Here is a 19,494-nt window from a genome sequence, read left to right on the forward strand (position 1 = left end):
AGGGGGCGCCGACCGTGGGTTCCGCGATCGAGGAGTACGACGAGCTGCTCCGCGATGCCGCCTGGCGCATGAGCCGGATCGTCGTCGCCGAGGACGGCGAAGGGGTGTCGCTCCGGGTGGAGGCCCGCTCAGGTGGGCCCGAGCGCGTCGCGCTGCGCTTCGACGGGGTCTCGCAGCTCGTGCTCCGCCAGGGGAGCGGGTTCCCGCTCGACCTGCAGATCGTCGACGTGGGCGACGCGGGGTTGGAGGGCATCGCCTTCAGGGTGACCGATCCGGGGAACGACATCGCCTCGTTCTGGTGCGCCGAGTTCCGGATCGAGCGCGCCGAGGAGTCCGACGGGTTCCGCGACGGGCCCTGATGCCCCGGTGACCGCTCAGAACCCTGGGTACTCGGCGCACAGCCGCCCGCCGAACCGCGTCCGGGCGTGCTCGCGCATCCTCGGGCCGTAGACGGGGTGGTCGGCGAGCTGGGTGTAGGAGGTCAGCTCGCCCAGGTCCACGATCCCGGCCTTGACCGCGAGGTAGACGTCGAAGCCGGGGTACATCAGGCCGGCGAACGGCAGGTCGTCCACGTCCAGCGCGAGCACCGGGTGCTCCCCCGTGGAGTCGGGTTCGCCGACCGCGTAGACGCGCCGCGAGTCCGACCCGCCGGGCAGCGGGAAGCACTCGGGGAACAGCTCGGCCAGCGGCGCGTACAGCTCGCCCCAGCCGGGGCCGTAGCAGTCGGTGGCGATGCGGTCGAGCGGGCGCGGGGACAGGTCGCCGTCGGGGGTGAACCAGCCTGCCCGGCGCAGCAGGCCGGCGTCGAAGACCAGCCAGGCGCGCAGGCTCGGCGGCAGCGGTCTGCCGGACGGGAAGGTCGCGTCCGCCAGCCACTCGGCGGGCATCGGCTCGGGCTCGCCCTCGACCCACGGGTGGTCGTAGAAGTCGAACATGGACCGGTTCGGGTCGCGCCGCACCGACTCCACGGCCCGCTCGGCGAGCGCGACCCCGTGTGCTCCGTCTGCCATGCCGGGGAAGCTAGCAGCGACCCCCGACAACGGCGCTGACGACGGCGGCTCACCCCGGTGAGCGCCTGCCGCGGGCGCGGCGGATCGTGGTGAACCACAGGGCGTACCCCGCCACCAGCCAGAGGGCCACGCGCACCGGGTGCAGCACCTCCGCGGGCCCCTCCCGCACCCACGTCACCCCGATCTGGGGGAGGCTGAGCGCGACCACCGCGAAGGCGAGCGCGACGGTCTCCCTGGCGTTCACGGGGAGGAACCTGCGGGACCCGAGCTCCTGGTGCGCGGCGGTGGGGCCGCGGCGCCTGTCCGCGACGCGGACGATGTGGCCGGTCAGGAAGAGCACCGGGATGACGAGCGGGGCCACGACCAGCGGCGGGATCTGGAGCAGCAGCAGGACGACCATCACCAGCGCCAGCAGCATCAGGCAGGCTGACGCGAGCAGGATCTTCCGCTTGGCCGTCGCCTCGTCCGAGGCCGCTCCCCCTCTCGTGGGCGCGACCGGGACGCGCCCCGCACGCACCCTGGTACCCAGCGGCGGACACCCGCCTCCCCTGCGAGTGACCCACGTCACAAGCTCGCGGTTCAACGGAACCGCCCCCCGGTGTGTTTCCAGGCCGCAAGCGACCCGACGAACCAGAAGGAGGCGGGGTGCAGGTCGACTACGACCAGTTCGTGACCGATCGCCTCGACCAGCTCCTGCGCTACGCCACCGCGCTCACCTGCGACAAGCACCTGGCGCAGGACATCGTGCAGGACGTGCTGCTGCGGGCGAGGCAGAAGTGGGCGCGGATCGGCGCGCTGGAGGTGCCCTACCTGTACCTCAAGCGCATGGTCACCAACGACTACCTGTCGTGGCGACGCCGCCGCGCGGCGCGCGAGGTGCTCACCGGGCACGGCGGGTTCGACGAGGTGGGGCCGGTGGTGGCCGACCACGCCGAGCGGCACGCGGAGCGCGACGCCATGCGCGCCCTGATCGCCGCGCTGCCGCGCAAGCAGCGGGCGGCGGTCGTGCTGCGCTACTACGAGGACAGCAGCGACGAGGAGATCGCGTCGGTGCTGAAGTGCTCGGTGGGCACGGTGCGCAGCAACATCTCCCGCGCGCTGGCGAAGCTGCGGGTCCAGCGGAGCGAACAGCCGGAGGTGCTGCGATGACCGACCAGGAAGCGCTGATCAGGGCCGCGCTCGCGGCGCAGGCCGAGGAGCGGGTGGACCACCGGGCGGTGGCGGCGCGGGTGCGCACGGCCGCCGCGCCGCGCAGGCGGGGCGCGCTGATCGCGGCCGGGGTGCTCACGGCGGCTGCGGCGGTGGCCGCCGCGGTGGTGCCGATGGCGTTGCGGGACGCGCCCGTCGAGCGGCAGGAGGTGGCCAACAGCGCCACCGCGCAGGAGCAGACCGTGCTGCTGCTGGGCGTGGACACCGGGGACGGGGCGGACTGGCCGAGCCACGCGGACACGGCGGTGCTGCTGCGGATCTTCCCCGACGGGCAGGTCAGCGGGGTGTCCCTGCCGCGCGACCTGCGGGTCACCGGCGCGGACGGCGAGTCGACCAGGCTGGCGGCGGCCTACGGGGCGGGCAGGCAGCGGGCCGAGCAGGAGGGGCGGGACGCGGTCGCCGGGGGCGCCGGGGCCGCGCTGGACGCGGTCGAGGAGGTGACCGGGGTCAGGGCGGACCACTGGGCCGCGGTGTCGATGAACCGGTTCGCCGAGCTGAGCGACCTGGTCGGCGGGGTGAAGGTGTGCTTGAGCCAGCCGGCGCGGGACGAGTACGCGGGGGTCGACCTGGCGGCCGGTGAGCACGTCCTGCGGGGCGGGGACGCGCTGGGCTTCCTGCGGCAGCGGCACGGCCTGGAGCAGGGCGACCTGGACCGGGTGACCCGGATGCAGGCGTTCCTGCAGGGGCTGCGGACCTCGGTGCGCGACTCCGGGGTGCTCGGCGACCCGGCGAAGCTGACCGGGCTGTTCGACCGGGCCCGCGACGCGGTGCGCACCGATGACGGCTGGGACCTGGCGCCCGCCGCCGCGGCGCTGAGCGGGGCCGGGAGCTGGCGCTTCGCCACCCTGCCGGGGTCGGAGGGCGTGACGGACGAGGGGGCGTACGCCCTGGTGGCCGATCCGGCGCAGGCTCGCGCGTTCGTCGCCGAGGCGCTGCGCGCGCCGTCGGGCTCGGGGACCGGGAGCGGCGGGGGCGGGCCGGTGTGCGTGCGGTAGCCCGTTAGTGCGCGGCGCGCCCCGGCGGGGATCCTCCCGCCGGGGCGCGCGGGGGCGGCCGAAGCGGTCCGCCGCCCAGCCGCCGACCAGGCAGCCGGCGAGGGCGGCGGGGGCGACCGCGGCGACGACGAACCCGAGCTGGGTGGCGGCGGTGAGCCAGACGGCGGCGGCCAGGCCGACGCCCCACTCGGCGCGCAGGGACGGCACGACGGCCGAGGCGGAGAACCAGGTGGCCAGGCCGAGGACCTGGACGGCGGCGATCAGGGCGCGCCGGGTGGTGGGCGTGGTGCGCGGGTCCGCCCTCGGCTCCTCTCCGGACGGGGGCGTCCCGGTGGTGCGGGGTGGTCGGCGGGACCTTGGCCGGGGCGGGGTGGGCGGCGGCCGTGTTCCCCGTCACTCGTGGTGCGACCTGCTACGACGCCCAAGTAGTTGAGGAATCAACCAAAGTGCGAGTACGTTCCCCCAGCGTGAAGAAAATCGGTTTCCTGTCCTTCGGGCACTGGTCCGACAGCCCGCACTCGCGGACCAGGACCGCCTCGGACGTGCTGCTCCAGTCCGTCGACCTGGCCGTCGCCGCCGAGGAGCTCGGCGCGGACGGCGCCTACTTCCGCGTGCACCACTTCGCCAGGCAGCTCGGCTCGCCGTTCCCGCTGCTCGCCGCCGTCGGCGCGAAGACCGAGCGCATCGAGATCGGCACCGGCGTGATCGACATGCGCTACGAGAACCCCATGTACATGGCGGAGGACGCGGGCTCGGCCGACCTGCTCGCCGCGGGCAGGCTCCAGCTCGGCATCTCCAGGGGATCGCCCGAGCAGGTCATCGACGGCTGGCGGTACTTCGGCTACCAGCCCGCCGAGGGCGAGACCGAGGCCGACATGGCCCGCAAGCACACCGAGGTGCTGCTGAAGGTGCTGGAGGGCGAGGGCTTCGCCCAGCCCAACCCGCGCCCGATGTTCCCCAACCCGCCCGGCCTGCTGCGCCTGGAACCGCACTCCCCCGGCCTGCGCGACCGCATCTGGTGGGGCGCCGGGTCGAACGCGACCGCCGTGTGGGCGGCCGAGCAGGGGATGCACCTGATGAGCTCGACCCTGAAGAACGACGAGGGCGGCGCGCCGTTCCACGTCCAGCAGGCCGAGCAGATCCGGGCGTTCCGCAAGGCGTGGGCCGACGCCGGGTGGCAGCGGGAGCCGCGCGTGTCGGTCTCGCGCAGCATCTTCGCGCTGACCTCCGACGAGGACCGGGCGTACTTCGGCGCGGACGGCAAGAGCCGCGACCAGGTCGGGTACATCGACGCGGACACGCGGGCGATCTTCGGGCGCTCGTACGCGGCGGAGCCGGACGCGCTGGTGGAGCAGCTCGCCGAGGACGAGGCGATCGCCGAGGCGGACACCCTGCTGCTGACCGTGCCCAACCAGCTCGGGGTGGACTACAACGCGCACGTGCTGGAGAGCATCCTCAAGCACGTGGCGCCCGCGCTCGGCTGGCGCTGACCGGCCGGGAGCCCTGAGCCGGGGGTGCGCGCGGGGGCGGGGTCGAGCCGATCACGCCCCCGGCGCGCGGTCCGGGACCAGGCGCGGCACCAGGCGCACGAAGAGCACCATGCCGACCACCTCCACCAGGGTCTGGGTGACCACCACCAGCGGCGCGAGGGCGAGCGCGTCCGGCAGGGCCAGCGCGAGGGGCAGGACGACCAGGGAGTTGCGGGTCGCGCCGGTGAACACGACCGCGCGGCTGGCCGGGACGTCCAGCCGGAACAGACGCGCCACGGCCCGCCCGGCGAACGCCATGACCAGCAGGAACGCCGCGTAGAACGGGACGGCCCCTGCCACGCGGGCGAGGTCGCCGCCGAGCTTGGGGACCTGCGAGGCGACCACGGCGAGCAGGGTCGCGGCCATCAGGGGGACCATCGTCGTGCCCGCCGCGTCCGCCGCGAGCCGACCGGCGCGGTGGCGGCGGGCCCAGGCCTGGGTGAGCCAGGCCAGCGCGAGCGGGATCGCGATCAGGGTGGTGAACGCCTCCACGAACGGGCCCGCCTCGACGACGTCCGCCAGCTCGCCGCCCAGGAGCAGCAGGAGCAGCGGCGGCAGCAGGAGCATCTGGGCGAGCAGGAGCAGCGGGGTGGCCGCCAGGAGCCCCCGGTGGTCGCCGCCCGCCAGGCCGGTGAAGACGATCACGTAGTCGACGCACGGGGCGAGCAGGACCAGCAGCACGCCCAGGCGCAGGGCCTGGTCGGCGGGCAGGAGCACCAGCATCGTGGCCACGACCGGGGGCACGACCACGAAGTTGACCACCAGCGCGGCGGCGAGGAAGCGGCCCCCGCGCAGCGACCGGCCCAGCTCGGCGGCCGGGACCTGCAGGAAGGTCACGGAGAGCAGGAGCGCGAGCACCGGGTTGATGGCGCCTTCGAGCGCGGGACCGGCGGCGGGGGCGGCGAGCCCGGTGAGGGCGCCCGCCGCGAGCGCGCCGAGGTAGACGGCGACCTGGTGGCGCTCCAGGGCGGCGACCAGGCCGGGGTTCGGTGACACGGGGATCTCGCTCCTAGCGGGGATCGTGCTGCGGTGCGGTGAGCAGGGCGTCCAGCGGGGACCGGGGAACGGTAGACCCCCGAGCCGGGTCGGAGGTCGGGCGGCGGGCCCGCGGGGCGCTACGGTGCCCCGGTGCGCAGCCGCCCCGAGCACCTGTCGGACGAGTCCGTGCGCGCCTGCCTGGCCCGGTCGGGGATCGACGCGGCCGTCCTGGAGCACGCACCGGTCGGCTTCGGCGACCACCACTGGCACGTCACCGACGCCGGTGGCCGCCGGTGGTTCGCGACCGTGGCCGACCTGACGCGCAAACCGCACTGCGGCCCCGACCGCGACTCCGCGCTGGCCGGGTTGCGGGCCGCCATGGGCGTGGCGGTGCGGTTGCGGCAGGCGGGGCTGGAGTTCGTGGTCGCCCCGGTCGGCGAGCCCGTGGCGGAGCTGGACGACCGGTACGCGCTCAGCGTGTTCCCGCACGTCGCCGGGGTTCCCGGCCACTTCGGCCAGGAGCTGTCCGAGGCGGACGGCGCGCTGGTGCAGGAGCTGCTCGCCCGGTTGCACGCGACGCCGGTCGACGCGCCCGCGATCCCGATCGCCCCTCCCCCGCCGGACGCCGACGGGCCCTGGGGCGACGGGCCGTACGCGGAGCGGGCGCGCCTGCTGCTGCGGCAGCACGAGGAGGTCGTCCGCCGCAGGCGCGCGGAGTTCGCGGAACTGGCCGCGGTGGTGCGCCGCCTGCCCGTCGTGCTCACCCACGGCGAGCCGCACCCCGGCAACCTGATCCGCGCCACGACCGGCTTCCGCCTGGTGGACTGGGACACCGCGGGCCTCGCCGTCCCCGAGCGCGACCTCGCCCTGCTGCCCGGCGACCTGTCCCGCTACCGGGAGCTCACCGGCCGCACCCCCTCCCCCGAGGCCCTGCGCCTGCACCGGCTGCGCTGGCCGCTGGTGGACCTGGCCGAGTTCACCGACCTGTTCCGCGCCCCGCACGACGACGACCCCGAGACCGCCCTCGCGTGGACCTCGTTCCAGGACACCCTCGCCGCGCTCGCGACCGGCTGACGCGGGCCGCTTCGGACCCCCGACCCCGACCATCGGTCAGCCCACGCCCCCGCAAACCCCCGGCCCACCCACCGCACCACCGCCCGGCCCCTGCGCCCGCCCCGCGGCCGTGGCTAGCGTCGGAGGGGCAGGGGGGATCCGCGGCGCGGGCGTCACTCCGCCGCGCCCCGCCGCGTCCTCCCACCCGCGCGCCAACCGGGCGCGCACCGGAGTGGAGGTGTCCACGTCTTGGCAGTTCAACGACGGAAGCGCGGGGCGCTGGCAGTCGTCGCCGCGCTGATCGCCGGTGGCACGGGCGTCGCGTCCGCGTCGCCCGCGACCGACGAACCCTTACCCAGGGGCGGCGCCACGGTCACGCTGATCACCGGCGACCGGGTGACCGTGCACGACGGCGACCGGCCGGGCACGATCACCGGCGGACCCGGCCGGGAGCGGGTGGCGTTCCGGACGGTCACCGCGGACGGGCGCCTGAGCGTCATCCCCGCCGACGCCGAGCGCGGCCTCGCCGAGGGCAGGCTCGACCCGCGCCTGTTCGAGGTCACCACCCTGCTCGACGCGGGCTACGGCGACACCGCCGAGCTGCCCCTGATCCTGACCCGCGCGGACGGCGCCCGACCCGCGCCGTCCACTTTGGACACCACCGCCGAGCTGCCCGCGATCGGCTCGTTCGCCGCCACCTCGGACAAGTCCCCCACCGCCTTCCGCGCCCTGCTGGACGAGCCCGGCATCACCAAGGTGTGGCTGGACGGCAAGCGCGAACCCGCCCTCGACCGCAGCACCGCCCAGATCGGCGCGCCCACCGCCTGGCAGACCGGGTTGACCGGCGCGGGCGTGGTAGTCGCGGTGCTGGACACCGGCGTGGACGAGACGCACCCGGACCTGGTGGGCAAGCAGCTCGCCGAGGCCGACTTCACCGAGGACCCGGACAACACCGACCTGGACGGCCACGGCACGCACGTCGCCGCCACCATCGCAGGTGGCGATCCGAAGTACCGGGGCGTGGCCCCGGACGCGCGGATCCTCGACGGCAAGGTCTGCGTCTCGGGCGGCTGCGCCGAGTCGTCGATCCTGGCCGGGATGCAGTGGGCGGTCGAGCAGGGCGCCGACGTGGTCAACCTGAGCCTGGGCGGTCGCGACACCCCCGAGGTCGACCCCCTCGAAGAGGCGCTCACGACGCTGTCCGAGCGGTCCGGGACGCTGTTCGTGGTCGCCGCGGGCAACGACGGGGCCGACCGCAGCGTGGGCTCTCCGGGCAGCGCGGACGCCGCGCTCACCGTCGGCGCGGTGGACCGGGACGACGCGGTCGCGCCGTTCTCCAGCCGGGGCCCGAGGGTCGGCGACGGCGCGGTCAAGCCGGACGTCACCGCGCCCGGCGTCGGCATCGTCGCCGCGCACGCGAGCACCAGCGGGCACCCCGGCCAGGACGGCCGCCTGACCCTGTCCGGCACCTCCATGGCCACCCCGCACGTCGCGGGCGCGGCGGCGCTGCTCAAGCAGCAGCACCCGGAGTGGACCGGGCAGCAGGTCAAGGCCGCGCTGACGGCCTCGGCGACCCCGACCGAGGGGGCCTCGGTGTTCGCGCAGGGCGCGGGCCGGGTCGACCTGGCGCGCGCGATCGGGCAGACCCTCACCACCGAGCCGTCCTCGCTGCCGCTGGGGCTCCAGCGGTGGCCGCACGACGACGACGTGCCCGTGGCGCGCGAGCTGACCTACCGCAACGCCGGTGACCGGGAGCTGGTGCTGGACCTGTCGGTGGCCGGCGAGGCGCTGCCCGCGGGGCTGATCACCGTGTCACCGCGGCGGGTCACCGTCCCGGCGGGCGGCACGGCGACCGCGACCGTCACCGGGGACACCTCGGTGGACGCGGTGGACGGGGCCCACGGCGGGCTGGTCGTCGCACGGTCCGGTGACGCGGTCGCGCTGCGCACGCCGGTCGCGATCGAGCGCGAGGTGGAGAGCCACGAGGTCACCCTGAAGGCGCTCGACGGCGACGGGAAGCCCACGGCGGACGGCCTGGTCACGCTGCAGAACGTGGTGACGGGCGAGTTCCAGGGCGTGTTCCCCGCCGAGGGCGGCACCACCGTGCGGCTCCCGGCGGGCGAGTACCTGGCGATCGGCGGCTTCGACCGGCCGCAGGGCGGGTTCGCGTACGTGCTGCGGCCGAGCCTGCGGGTGGCCGGGCCGGTGGAGGCGGTGTTCGACGCGAGCACCGCGAAGCCGGTGGAGATCAGCGCGCCCGACCCGGACGCCGAGGAGCTGCTGGGGCAGTTCTCCGTGCGGCGCACCTACGAGGGGCGCACGGTCGGCACGGGCAACGCGTACCTGGGCGGGTTCGGCGGGCTGGTGTCGATCGGGCACGCCGGTCCCGAGGCGCCGGACGCGCGCGTGCTCGTCGCCTCCCAGTTCCAGGGGGCGGCGGCGCAGGACGGGGCGCGGACCGGGTACCGGCTGGCCTGGGAGCACGAGGGCCGGGCGCCGGACGGGGTCCGGGAGGCTCCCACGACGGCGGAGCTGGCGACGGTGCGGACCTCGTACGGCCCGCTCGCCGACGGGGTGACGGCGCAGCGGTCGTTGCAGCCCGCCGGGGACGGTCAGGCGACCGGGTGGGGCGTGTACGTGGAGGCCGGCCGCTCGTCCGGCGCGGTCGACCACGTGAACGACGACACCGACTGGGCGCTGGGCATGATCGGGTCCGAGCCGGGTGGCGCGGGGTTCGAGCTGAACAGCGCGGTGCGGCGGTTCGAGGCCGGGCAGGGCTACCGGCACCGGTTCGCGTTCCCGGTGTTCGCGCCCGCGCCGTCCGCCGAGGGTCCGCTGCTCCAGCGCTCCGGTGACGTGCTGACCGCGCGGGTCCCGCTGTTCGGCGACGGCGACGGCAATCACGGGTCGGACTGGCAGGCGGAGGGCGGGACGCGGCTGTTCCGCGACGGCGTGCAGGTGGGCGCGAGCGAGCAGGGCGGGCACGGGCGGTTCACCGTGCCCGAGGGCGAGGCGGACTACCAACTGGTGACCGGCGCGCGGCGGACGACGGGGCTCACCGGGTTCACGACGGCGGTGGAGCTGCTGTGGACGTTCCGCTCCGGGCACGTGGACGGGGTGCGCGAGCTTCCCGTGACGGTGGTCGGCTTCTCGCCAGGGCTGGACGAGGCCGGTGCGGCGGCGGGTGGTTCCGAGCTGGGCGTGCCGGTGGTGCCGCGACGTGCGGGCGGGGCGGCGGTCGAGGTGACCGGGCTGGTGGTGGAGGTGTCGTTCGACGACGGCGGCGCCTGGGCGCCGGTGCCCGTGGTCGACGGCGTGGCGCGGGTGGTCAACCCGGACGTGGCCGGGTTCGCGTCGCTGCGGGTGCGCGGGGAGTCGGCGGGCGCGGGGTTCGAGCAGACCGTGCTGCGGGCGTACCGGATCACGGCGTAACCGGGGTTTTTCGGCCGTGCGGGTCGGGATTCGTCCCGGCCCGCGCGGTTCTCCCGGCGGGCGGTCAGGCGGTGGCCGGGAAGAGGCGCTGCACGGCGGTGACGATCGCGGCGCGGCGGGCGGCGGCGAAGTCCTCGTCCTCGAGCTCCTGCTGACCGGCCCAGGACATGGCGATCTGGTTGAGGAAGGTCAGGACGTCGAGCGGGTCCCAGGACGGGTCGAGGTGGCCCGCCTCCTGGGCGGCGCGCAGCTGCTCGACCTTGTGGGCGAGGGCGCGCTTGAACGGGTCCTCGGCCGGGTTGCCCGCGGGGGCCAGCTCCAGGCGGCCCCACATGAGCAGGCGGTGGCGCTCGGGGTGCGCGGCGAAGTGGTCGTGCACGCGGCCCGCGTAGCCGGGCAGGTCGGTGGGGTCCAGGCGGGTGGCCTTGGCGATCGCGGCGAGCTCGTGGGCGCTGACGCGCCGGTAGAGCTCCTCCTTGCTGCTGAAGTAGGCGTAGACGCGTTCCTTGCTGGTCCTCGCGGCCTTGGCGATGCGGTCGACGCGGGCCCCGGCGATGCCGTGCGCGGCGAACTCGGCGGTGGCCGCGTCCAGGACGCGCTCGCGGGTGGAGTCGGCTCCGGGGCGGGGAGTCATGCGCGCACTTTACCGAACCGGTTGGTTTGACCCGGTGCTCGGCCGGGCGTACGGTCAAACCGAACAGTTTGGTTTGACCGATGCGGGGAGGCACGTCATGCGGCAGCGGACTCTGGGCGGCCAGGGGCTGAGGGTGTCGGCGCTCGGCTACGGCGCGATGGGCATCTCGATGGCCTACGGCTCCGGCGACGTCCGGGAGGGCGTGGCGGCCATCCGGCGGGCGCACGACCTGGGCGTCACCTTCTTCGACACCGCCGAGCTGTACGGCTGGGGCGAGAACGAGAAGGTCGTGGGGCGGGCGGTGGCCGGGTTCCGGGACGAGGTGGTGATCGCGACGAAGTTCGGCTTCACCCGCGACTACGGCACCGACAGCAGGCCCGAGCACATCCGGGAGGTCGTCGACAACAGCCTGGGTCACCTCGGCGTGGACACCATCGACGTGCTGTACCAGCACCGGGTCGACCCCGACGTGCCGATCGAGGACGTCGCGGGGGCGGTGAAGGAGCTGGTCGAGGCGGGCAAGGTGAAGCACTTCGGCCTGAGCGAGGCGGGCGAGCGCACCCTCCGCGCGGCCCACGCGGTGCAGCCGGTGTCGGTGCTCCAGACCGAGTACTCGCTGTTCGAGCGCGACGTCGAGCGGCTGTTCCCGGTGCTGGAGGAGCTGGGGATCGGGTTCGTGGCCTACTCGCCGCTGGGACGCGGGTTCATCACCGGGACGGCGAAGCCCGCGGGGCAGTACGAGGCGGGCGACATGCGCAACGACGACCCGCGCTGGCAGCCGGGGAACTTCGAGCGCAATCGCGAGGCGGTGCGGCGGTTGGGGGTGCTGGCGGAGGGCAGGGGGGCGACGGTGGCGCAGGTGGCGCTGGCCTGGTTGCTGGGGCGGGGGGAGCACGTCGTGCCGATCCCGGGGACGCGGAGCGCAGGCCGGGTGGCGGAGAACGTCGCGGCGGTGGAGCTGGAGCTGAGCGCGGACGACCTGGCGGCGATCGAGGCGATCCTGCCGCGCGGGGGTTTCGGCGCGCGGTACGCCCGGCAGGTGCCGGAGTGGGTCTGATCGCTGGCTGACCAGCGCGGGTCGGGCCCCGCGCTCCCCCGCTGGGATGATCGGGGCACTGCCGACGTCGAGGGAGCGCCTGTGGAGCTGGAGCGGATCGAGTCGTCGTTGCGGGACGGGGTGCGGCGGGCGCCTCGGGTGGACCTCGGCAAGGCCCTGGTGCGCAAGGCCTCCCGGGTCGTCGTGGGGTTGATGCCCAGGGCTCGGGTCCCAGGGGTGCGGATCTCCGAGGTGCGTGAAGGCGGGGCCCGGTATCGGCTCTACCTGCCCGAGGAGCGCGGCGGGGCCGGGTTGGTGTGGGTGCACGGCGGGGGGATGGTCGGGGGTGGGCCCAAGCAGACCGATCGGTTGTGCGCCGAGACCGCCCGCGCGCTCGGGGTGGTGATCGCCTCGGCGCGTTACCGGTTCGCGCCCGAGCACCCGTTCCCGGCCGCGTCGGACGACTGCCGCGCGGTGTGGGAGCGGGTGCTCGTCAACGCCCGCGGGTGGGGTGTCTCGCCGGAGCGGATCACCGTGGGCGGGCAGAGCGCCGGTGGCGGGTTGGCGGCCGGGCTCGTGCAGCGGGTGCACGACGAGGGCGGGGTTCAGCCTGCGGGGCAGTGGTTGGTCTACCCGATGCTGGACGACCGGACCGCCGCTCGTGGTGAGCTGGACGCGGTGGGGCACTTCGTGTGGGACAACCGGGCCAACCGGTTCGGGTGGGGTGCGGTGCTGGGCGTCCGGCCTGGGGCGGATGTGGTGCCGGAGTACGCGGTACCGGCTCGGCGCGGTGACCTGACCGGGTTGCCTCCCGCGTGGATCGGGGTCGGGGACGTGGACCTGTTCCACGACGAGGACGTCGAGTACGCGCGGCGGCTGCGCGCGGCCGGGGTGGACGTGACGCTGGACGTGGCGCCGGGCGCGCCGCACGGGTTCGACGGGATCGTCCCGGACTCGCCGGTGACCAGCGACTTCCTCGCCCGCGCGCGGAGCTGGTTGGGCGAGCGGTAGGCGAAGCGGGTCAGAACCAGTGGACGCAGTGCGGGGCCCTGGCGACGCGGAAGAGCGCGTCGGCCCGCGCCGCCGCCTCCGGGTGGTGGGCTCGGACGTGACCTGCCCGGACCAAGGTGCTCGGTGCGACGCCGCCCAGGTAGAGCGAGCCCAGGTCGCGCACGTCCAGGGACAGGTCGGGGGTCCGGGTGGTGGGCGTGCAGCCGGCCCGACCGTCGCGGACGGTCAGCAGGTGGCGCTCCCGCTCGGCCAGGAACGGGTCGGTCACGTCCAGGACCAGCTCGCCGTCCGCCGACCAGCCGCGCGCGGCCAGCGCGGCGGGCACGTCCAGCAGCCGCACCCACAGCCAGTCGGTGGCCTCGCCCTCCTGCCCGGCGCGGGGGTCCTCCAGCTGCCAGGGCAGCGGGTGGTCCGGCGGGAAGTGCTTGAACACGACCTCGTCCACCAGGTCGTGCCCCAGCGCGAACCCGGTCAGCCCGGCGGACGCCGCCGCGTTCTCGGCGACCAGCTCGTCCACGACCAGCGCGTCGTTCTCCAGCAGGTAGCTGGCGTACCCGTCGGCCACGCCGTCCGCGTCGTGGTGGACGGCGACGTGGCGCGGCGCGCGGGACACCGGGGGCCGTCCGGCTCCCCTGGCCCACCAGCGGGGCGGGCGGGACAGGGCGCCGGGCCGGGTGCGGCGGTAGCGGTCGTAGACCTGCTCCAGCACCTCCGCGCACTGGGCGCGCGGCAGGACCCGCACGGACCCCGTCGGAACGCGCACGCCCGCGCGGGGCACCGCGAGCGTCGCCCGCGCGCGCTGCACGGTGAACCGCCGGGAGACCGTCGCGGGGCCGTAGCCGAACCGGCCGTAGATCGTGGCCTCGGACGCCAGCAGCACCGCCACGGCCTCCCCCCGCTCCCGCACCCCGGCGAGCTGGCGCCGCATCAGCGCCGCCCCCACGCCCCGGCGGCGGTGCGTGGGCAGCACGCCGACGCAGGTCACCCCCGCGACCGGGAGGACGCCGCCGCCGGGCAGGGTCAGCTCGAACGAGTAGGACGCCGCCGTCCCGACCGGCCGCCCGTCCTGGTCGGTGGCGAGCACGCCCCGGTCCGGCTCCAGCGCCGACCACCACTGGCCCCCGTCGCCGGTCTCGCCGTCCCGGAAGCGGCCGAAGGCGGTGTGCACGGTGTCGACGAACGCGTCGAGGTCGGCCTCGGTCGTGGCGCGGGTCTGCATGGCGGGGGTCGTCCTCCGGGGTGACGTGCGCGGTTGCGGCACAGTGCACCTCCGGGCCCGGCGCGGGGGCAAGCGATTTGCGGCGGGGCGGCGGGCGGACGGGCCCGAAGCGGGGACCGGCGCCGCGAGGTGATCACGGTAGTTTCCACGCCGGAACGCGACGGTTCCGGCGTCCCACGACCGAAGGCGGCGAGATGGGCACCCCGATCATCCCCGGTTTCCACCCCGATCCGAGCGTGTGCCGGGTGGGCGGGGACTACTACCTGGTCTGCTCCAGCTTCGAGTACTTCCCCGGAATCCCCGTCTTCCACAGCCGGGACCTGCTGACCTGGGAGCAGATCGGCAACGCCCTCGACCGCCCCGAGCAGCTGCGGCTGGCGGGCGCGACCTCCTCCGGCGGGCTGTACGCGCCGACGCTGCGGCACCACGGCGGCAAGTTCTGGCTGATCGTCACGAACGTCTCCGGCGGCGGGAACCTGCTCTTCCACGCCGAGGACCCGGCGGGCCCGTGGTCCGACCCGCTGCCGCTGCCCGGCGTGCACGGCATCGACCCGGACCTGGCGTGGGACGAGGACGGGAACTGCTGGTGCACCTGCGCCGGGGTGAGCCAGGTGCGGATCGACACCACCACCGGGGAGGCGCTCGGCGGGCAGACGCGGATCTGGTCGGGCAGCCCCGGCGCGAAGGCCCCCGAGGCGCCGCACCTCCACCGGGTGGGCGAGCACTGGTACCTGCTGATCGCCGAGGGCGGCACCGAGCGCGGGCACGCGGTGTCGGTGGCGCGCGGCGATTCGGTGAACGGTCCGTTCACCCCCTGCCCGGACAACCCGGTCCTGACCCACCGGGGCACCGACGACCCGGTGCAGAACACCGGGCACGCCGACCTGGTGCAGGCGGTGGACGGCACCTGGTGGCTGGTGCTGCTGGGCGTGCGGCCGGGCGGCGGGTCGCCGGGCTGGCACGTGCTGGGCCGGGAGACGTTCCTGGCCCCGGTGACCTGGGTCGACGGCTGGCCGGTGGTCGGCGAGCCGGTGACCGCTCCCCCGCGCCCGGCCGAGCCGGTGCGGGAGGACTTCGACTCGCCGGAGCTGCACCCGCGCTGGATCTCGGTGCGGGAGCGCTCCCCCGAGCGGTGCGCCACCACCGCCCGGCCGGGCTCGCTCACGCTGCGCGCCGCCGAGGGCGACCCGGAGGGCGCGTTCGTCGGCCGACGCCAGCAGCACCCGTCGTTCGTGGCGCGCGCCGCCGTCGACGCGGGCGGCGGCGAGGGCGGGCTGGTGCTGCGCCTGGACGAGCGGCACCAGTACTCGGTGGAGCTCTCCGGCGGACGGGCGGTGGCGTGGGCGCACGTCGGGCCGCTGCGCGTGGAGGTCGGCAGCGCCGAGGTCGGGCCGGGCGAGGTGGTGCTGGAGATCGAGGTCGCCGAGACCCGCGTGATCACCGACCCGCGCACCGGTCCCGACGAGGTGGCGCTGCGGGTGGTCGCGGCAGGCGGCGCGCGCGCCGAGCTGGCGGTGCTGGACGGGCGCTACCTGTCCACCGAGGTCGCGGGCGGCTTCACCGGCCGGGTGGTCGGCGTGCGGGCCACGAGCGGGCAGGTGCACGTCGACTGGTTCGACTACGAGCCCGTCGACCCCGCCACGGCCTGACGTGGTTCTTCCCGGTGGGTGGGACATTCGCGGCGCCCGCCCACCGGGTCCGTTCGACGCGCGGGGCTGCGCCGACCGGTCCCCCGGCGACAATCCCGCTAAAAGCACCCCCCTGAATTAGCCGCGCGACCTGCGCGCGGCGTGCGGCACGCCGAAGCGCCGCTTCCACAGGCACTGCTCCGAACGTGTCGTCGAACACGTCGCCGAACCGTCACGGCGAGGTCGCGGAATAGAAACGCCTGCACCCCGCCAACAGCCCGTCCGGGCCGATGGTGAAGATGTCCGCGAATTCGACCTCCGCCCGCGCCGTGGTGAGCCTGCCCACAGCCGCGACGCAGTCGCCTTCCGCGATCACCCGCGACAGCAGGTGCCTGCCGGGCGCCGCTCCGACCGGCGCGAGCACCTGCAGCACCTCCGGCCTGCCGCCGTGCGCGACCTCCGGCGGCGCTCCGACCTGCGGGTCCAGGTGCAGCAACGACTCCAGTCCCTCCACGTCGCCCTCGTCCGCGTACAGGTACGAGAGCCGGACGTGGTCGACGCCCGCCGCCGTCACCACGTCGCTGTGCGGCGCGGGCCGCCGTTCGCCGAGGACCATGCCCCCTCCTTTCGACCCCGCCCGCGACGGCGCGAGCGGTGCTCGTGGAACTGATTTTCCGCATCACGGGCAACCCGCGCCTATCCCCCGGCTATCACGGCGGCATCCCGGCGCTCCATAGTGTTTCCCAATGACCCGAGGAGGGCTCGGTTTAGGGCATCGGGCGGACATACACAATGCTTTCCCACCGGTACGTTCAGCCTGTTGTGTCCGACTCCGGGTCCCACGCCGGGCGGGTGAGCGGAGGTCGCGTGGACGAGGTGGTGGAACGGGGCGGGCGCCTGGCGTTCCGGGTGCTGGGACCGATCGAGGTCACCGGCTCCGGGGGGCCGGTGCGCATCCCGCCGGGACGGCAGCAGGTCATCCTGGCCTGCCTGCTCGTGGAGGCGAACAAGGTGGTCAGCACGGACCACCTGGTGGACGCGCTGTGGGAGGTCAACCCGCCGGACACCGCGCGCACCCAGGTGCAGATCTGCGTGTCGCGGCTGCGCAAGACGCTGGCCGACGCGGGCGTGGACGTCTCCATCGTGACCCGCCCGCCGGGCTACCAGCTGCGCCTGCCGGACGCCTCGCTGGACGTGCACGAGTTCACCAGGGGCGTCACCGAGGGCCGCGCGGCGGCCAGGCGCGGCGAGCTGTCCGAGGCGTCCGAGCTGCTGCGGGCCTCGGTGGGGCTGTGGCGCGGGGAGTGCCTGAGCGGGCTGACGAGCGCGCCGCTGCGCACCAGGGCGCTGCGCCTGGAGGAGGACCGGCTCAACGCGGTGGAGACCTGCCTGGGCATCGACCTGGAGCTGGGCCTGCACCACGAGCTGGTCGGCGAGATCGGCAGGCTGGTGCGCGAGCACCCGCTGCGGGAGCGGCCGAGGGCGCTGCTGATGCTGGCGCTGTACCGGTCGGGCCGCAAGGCCGAGGCCCTGGAGGTGTACCGGGAGGGCCGCGACCTGCTGGTGGAGGAGCTGGGTCTGGAGCCCGGCGAGGAGCTGCGGGAGCTGGAGCGGGCGATCCACGCCGGGGACGCCTCGCTGCTGCGCGGCCCCGAGCCCGCGCGCGAGCGAAGACCCGCTGAGCCCGCCGACGTCGCGCGCGCGGCGGTGCCCAGGCAGCTGCCCGCCGACACCGCCGACTTCATCGGCGGCGAGGAGCTGATCACCGCCGCCGAGGAGGTGCTCACCGGGGGCGCGGGGCGGCGCGCGGTCGGCGTCGTGGTGGTCATCGGCAGGCCGGGCGTGGGCAAGTCGACGCTGGCCGCGCACCTGGGGCACCGGGTCGCCGAGGAGCACTTCCCCGACGGGCAGCTGTACTGCGACCTGCGCGGCGGCTACGGCGACGCCGGCGGGTCCGCCGACGTGCTCGGCCGGTTCCTGCAGGCGCTCGGCATCCCCGGCGCGATGATCCCGGTGGAGCACACCGCGCGCACCGAGATGTACCGGACGCTGCTGGCGGACCGGCGGGTGCTGGTGGTGCTGGACAACGCGGTCAGCGAGCGCCAGGTGCTGCCGCTGCTGCCCGGCGGCGGGCGCTGCGCGGTGGTGGTGACCAGCCGGGCGCGGCTGACCGGGCTGCCGGGCGCGCGGCAGCTGGAGCTGGACGTGCTGGACCGGGAGCAGTCGCTGGAGCTGCTCGGCCGGGTCGTGGGCGAGCGGCGGGTGGCGGGCGAGCCGGAGGCCGCGGAGGCGCTGGTGCGCACCGTCGGCGGGCTGCCGCTGGCGCTGCGGATCGTCGCGGCGCGGCTGGCGGCCCGGCCGCACTGGTCGCTGGCGTCGATGGTGCACCGGCTGGCCAGCGAGCGGCACCGCCTCGACGAGCTGGCGCACGGCGAGATGACGATCCGGGCGAGCCTGTCGCTGACCCACGACGGGCTGGACCAGCCGACGCGGCGGCTGTTCGGGCTGCTCAGCCTGGCCGAGGGCCCGTCGCTGCCCGGCTGGGTGGCGGGCGCGGCGCTGGACGACGGCAGGCCGTACGCGTCGGACCTGATCGAGCCGCTGGTGGACGTGCAGATGCTCGACGTGGTCTCGGTCGACGGCACCGGCGAGTTCCGCTACCGCTTCCACGACATCATCCGGCTGTTCGCCCGCGAGCAGCTGGCGTCGGTGGACGAGCGGGAGCAGCGGGAGGTGCAGGAACGGGTGCTGGGCGGCTGGCTGTCGCTGGCCGAGCAGGCGCACCGGGGCGTGTTCGGCGGCGACTTCACCGCCCTGCACGGGAGCGCGCCGCGCTGGCACCCGCACCCCGTGCACGCCGAGCGGCTGCTGGAGAGCCCACTGGAGTGGCTGGAGGGCGAGCTGCCGAACCTGCGGGCGGCCGTGGCGCAGGCGGCGCGGCTCGGGCTGGACGAGCTGTGCTGGGACCTGGCGGTGACCACGACGACGCTGTTCGAGGCGCGCGGCCACCTGGACGACTGGCGGCACACCCACGACGAGGCGCTGCGGGCCACCAGGGCCGCGGGCAACGCGCGCGGCACGGCGGCGCTGCTGGCCTCGCTCGGCACCCTGCACATCAACCGGGGGCGCGCCGAGGAGTCCGGGGCGGTCCTGGTGGAGGCGCTGGCGGCGTTCACCGAGCTGGGCGACGTGCGCGGGCAGGCGCTGTGCAGGCGCGACCTGGGGCTGCTCACCCGGCAGGCCGGGGACGACGCGGGCGCGCTGGCGCTGTACGGGCTGGCGCTGGCCGGGTTCGAGGAGGTCGGCGACGTCGTCGGGCGGGCGATCGTGCTGACCCAGCGGGCGCACGTGCTCATGCGCACCGGGCGGGACGACGAGGCGCTCGCGCAGCTCGCGGAGGCGATGGCCACCTGCCGGGAGGTCGGGTACACCGGCGGGGTGGCGACCACGATGCGGCGCATCGGGCAGGTGCAGCTGCACCGGGGTGAGCACGAGCTCGCGGAGCGGACGCTGACCGAGGTGCTGGAGATGGTGCGGGCCAGCCGGGACGTGATCGGCGAGGGGCACCTGCTGCACAACCTGGGCGAGGTGAACGCGGCGGCGGGGCGCGTCGAGGCGGCTCGGGAGTGCTTCGAGCGGTCGCTGGCGGTGCGGGAGCGGATGATGGACCACGGCGGGGTGGCGGTGGTGCGGCGGGAGCTGGCGCTGCTGGAGGGGAAGGTCCCCGCGTAGCGCTGGGGGTCGGCGTTGACCCCCGTCG

16 protein-coding genes are annotated in these 19,494 nt (G+C 75.4%); 10 read left to right on the forward strand and 6 right to left on the reverse strand.

Going from position 1 to position 19,494, the window contains the following annotated elements:
• The first annotated feature begins 14 nt into the window (after positions 1-14).
• A complete protein-coding gene (locus AMIR_RS17725) occupies positions 15-359 on the forward strand; it encodes a hypothetical protein (protein ID WP_015802334.1) in 345 nt (114 codons plus the stop codon).
• A gap of 15 nt (positions 360-374) precedes the next feature.
• Here the strand turns inward: AMIR_RS17725 and AMIR_RS17730 are convergent, their stop codons facing one another.
• Both AMIR_RS17730 and AMIR_RS17735 read right to left on the reverse strand, forming a co-directional pair.
• Positions 375-1,010 carry a hypothetical protein gene (locus AMIR_RS17730; protein ID WP_015802335.1) on the reverse strand — a complete coding sequence of 212 codons (636 nt, stop codon included), beginning with the start codon at positions 1,008-1,010 and terminating at the stop codon, positions 375-377.
• A gap of 49 nt (positions 1,011-1,059) precedes the next feature.
• Complete coding sequence (locus tag AMIR_RS17735) at positions 1,060-1,527, reverse strand: hypothetical protein (protein WP_015802336.1); 468 nt, start codon at positions 1,525-1,527, stop codon at positions 1,060-1,062.
• A gap of 128 nt (positions 1,528-1,655) precedes the next feature.
• Here AMIR_RS17735 and AMIR_RS17740 point away from each other — a divergent pair, with 128 nt between their 5' ends.
• The 3 genes from AMIR_RS17740 to AMIR_RS17750 all read left to right on the forward strand — a co-directional run bounded on the left by AMIR_RS17740 (position 1,656) and on the right by AMIR_RS17750 (position 4,704).
• Positions 1,656-2,159, forward strand: a complete 504-nt coding sequence (locus AMIR_RS17740) for a SigE family RNA polymerase sigma factor (protein WP_015802337.1) — start codon at positions 1,656-1,658, stop codon at positions 2,157-2,159.
• Positions 2,156-3,214, forward strand: coding sequence for an LCP family protein (locus AMIR_RS17745; protein WP_015802338.1), 1,059 nt, complete (start codon positions 2,156-2,158; stop codon positions 3,212-3,214). The genes AMIR_RS17740 and AMIR_RS17745 overlap by 4 nt, the downstream gene beginning before the upstream one ends.
• A gap of 467 nt (positions 3,215-3,681) precedes the next feature.
• A complete protein-coding gene (locus AMIR_RS17750; RefSeq protein WP_015802339.1) occupies positions 3,682-4,704 on the forward strand; it encodes an LLM class flavin-dependent oxidoreductase in 1,023 nt (340 codons plus the stop codon).
• 51 nt (positions 4,705-4,755) lie between these two features.
• On the opposite strand, the gene AMIR_RS17755 is transcribed toward AMIR_RS17750, so the two are convergent.
• Positions 4,756-5,739 carry a bile acid:sodium symporter gene (locus tag AMIR_RS17755; RefSeq protein ID WP_015802340.1) on the reverse strand — a complete coding sequence of 328 codons (984 nt, stop codon included), beginning with the start codon at positions 5,737-5,739 and terminating at the stop codon, positions 4,756-4,758.
• Positions 5,740-5,871: 132 nt separating this feature from the next.
• Here AMIR_RS17755 and AMIR_RS17760 point away from each other — a divergent pair, with 132 nt between their 5' ends.
• Both AMIR_RS17760 and AMIR_RS17765 read left to right on the forward strand, forming a co-directional pair.
• The gene (locus tag AMIR_RS17760) at positions 5,872-6,795 is read left to right on the forward strand and encodes a phosphotransferase (RefSeq protein ID WP_015802341.1); all 924 of its coding nucleotides are present in this window, start codon (positions 5,872-5,874) and stop codon (positions 6,793-6,795) included.
• A gap of 228 nt (positions 6,796-7,023) precedes the next feature.
• Positions 7,024-10,206, forward strand: a complete 3,183-nt coding sequence (locus AMIR_RS17765; protein WP_015802342.1) for a S8 family serine peptidase — start codon at positions 7,024-7,026, stop codon at positions 10,204-10,206.
• 64 nt (positions 10,207-10,270) lie between these two features.
• Here the strand turns inward: AMIR_RS17765 and AMIR_RS17770 are convergent, their stop codons facing one another.
• Positions 10,271-10,840, reverse strand: coding sequence for a TetR/AcrR family transcriptional regulator (locus tag AMIR_RS17770; RefSeq protein WP_015802343.1), 570 nt, complete (start codon positions 10,838-10,840; stop codon positions 10,271-10,273).
• Between the two features lie 97 nt (positions 10,841-10,937).
• On the opposite strand from AMIR_RS17770, the gene AMIR_RS17775 reads away from it, so the two are divergent.
• Both AMIR_RS17775 and AMIR_RS17780 read left to right on the forward strand, forming a co-directional pair.
• On the forward strand, positions 10,938-11,897 hold the full coding sequence (locus AMIR_RS17775) for an aldo/keto reductase (protein WP_015802344.1): 960 nt from the start codon (positions 10,938-10,940) through the stop codon (positions 11,895-11,897).
• 81 nt (positions 11,898-11,978) lie between these two features.
• Positions 11,979-12,887, forward strand: coding sequence for an alpha/beta hydrolase (locus tag AMIR_RS17780; protein ID WP_015802345.1), 909 nt, complete (start codon positions 11,979-11,981; stop codon positions 12,885-12,887).
• Positions 12,888-12,897: 10 nt separating this feature from the next.
• Here AMIR_RS17780 and AMIR_RS17785 read toward each other — a convergent pair whose 3' ends face one another.
• Positions 12,898-14,106: a GNAT family N-acetyltransferase gene (locus tag AMIR_RS17785; protein ID WP_015802346.1), complete on the reverse strand. Its 1,209-nt coding sequence runs from the start codon at positions 14,104-14,106 to the stop codon at positions 12,898-12,900.
• Between the two features lie 194 nt (positions 14,107-14,300).
• Between AMIR_RS17785 and AMIR_RS17790 the strand changes: the two genes are divergently transcribed.
• Positions 14,301-15,755, forward strand: a complete 1,455-nt coding sequence (locus AMIR_RS17790; protein WP_015802347.1) for a glycoside hydrolase family 43 protein — start codon at positions 14,301-14,303, stop codon at positions 15,753-15,755.
• Between the two features lie 211 nt (positions 15,756-15,966).
• Here AMIR_RS17790 and AMIR_RS17795 read toward each other — a convergent pair whose 3' ends face one another.
• Positions 15,967-16,350, reverse strand: a complete 384-nt coding sequence (locus AMIR_RS17795; protein ID WP_015802348.1) for a nuclear transport factor 2 family protein — start codon at positions 16,348-16,350, stop codon at positions 15,967-15,969.
• Between the two features lie 251 nt (positions 16,351-16,601).
• On the opposite strand from AMIR_RS17795, the gene AMIR_RS17800 reads away from it, so the two are divergent.
• Positions 16,602-19,466, forward strand: a complete 2,865-nt coding sequence (locus AMIR_RS17800) for an AfsR/SARP family transcriptional regulator (RefSeq protein ID WP_015802349.1) — start codon at positions 16,602-16,604, stop codon at positions 19,464-19,466.
• Positions 19,467-19,494: the final 28 nt, after the last annotated feature.

This window comes from Actinosynnema mirum DSM 43827 (assembly GCF_000023245.1).
GTDB classification, from domain to species: domain Bacteria; phylum Actinomycetota; class Actinomycetes; order Mycobacteriales; family Pseudonocardiaceae; genus Actinosynnema; species Actinosynnema mirum.

What these genes read in the sequence shown, in the direction of transcription:
- AMIR_RS17730 (WP_015802335.1), bottom strand. Translation starts at nt 1,010, where the DNA reads ATGGCAGACGGAGCACACGGGGTCGCGCTCGCCGAGCGGGCCGTGGAG.
- AMIR_RS17745 (WP_015802338.1), top strand. Translation starts at nt 2,156, where the DNA reads ATGACCGACCAGGAAGCGCTGATCAGGGCCGCGCTCGCGGCGCAGGCC.
- AMIR_RS17770 (WP_015802343.1), bottom strand. Translation starts at nt 10,840, where the DNA reads ATGACTCCCCGCCCCGGAGCCGACTCCACCCGCGAGCGCGTCCTGGAC.
- AMIR_RS17775 (WP_015802344.1), top strand. Translation starts at nt 10,938, where the DNA reads ATGCGGCAGCGGACTCTGGGCGGCCAGGGGCTGAGGGTGTCGGCGCTC.
- AMIR_RS17785 (WP_015802346.1), bottom strand. Translation starts at nt 14,106, where the DNA reads ATGCAGACCCGCGCCACGACCGAGGCCGACCTCGACGCGTTCGTCGAC.
- AMIR_RS17790 (WP_015802347.1), top strand. Translation starts at nt 14,301, where the DNA reads ATGGGCACCCCGATCATCCCCGGTTTCCACCCCGATCCGAGCGTGTGC.
- AMIR_RS17795 (WP_015802348.1), bottom strand. Translation starts at nt 16,350, where the DNA reads ATGGTCCTCGGCGAACGGCGGCCCGCGCCGCACAGCGACGTGGTGACG.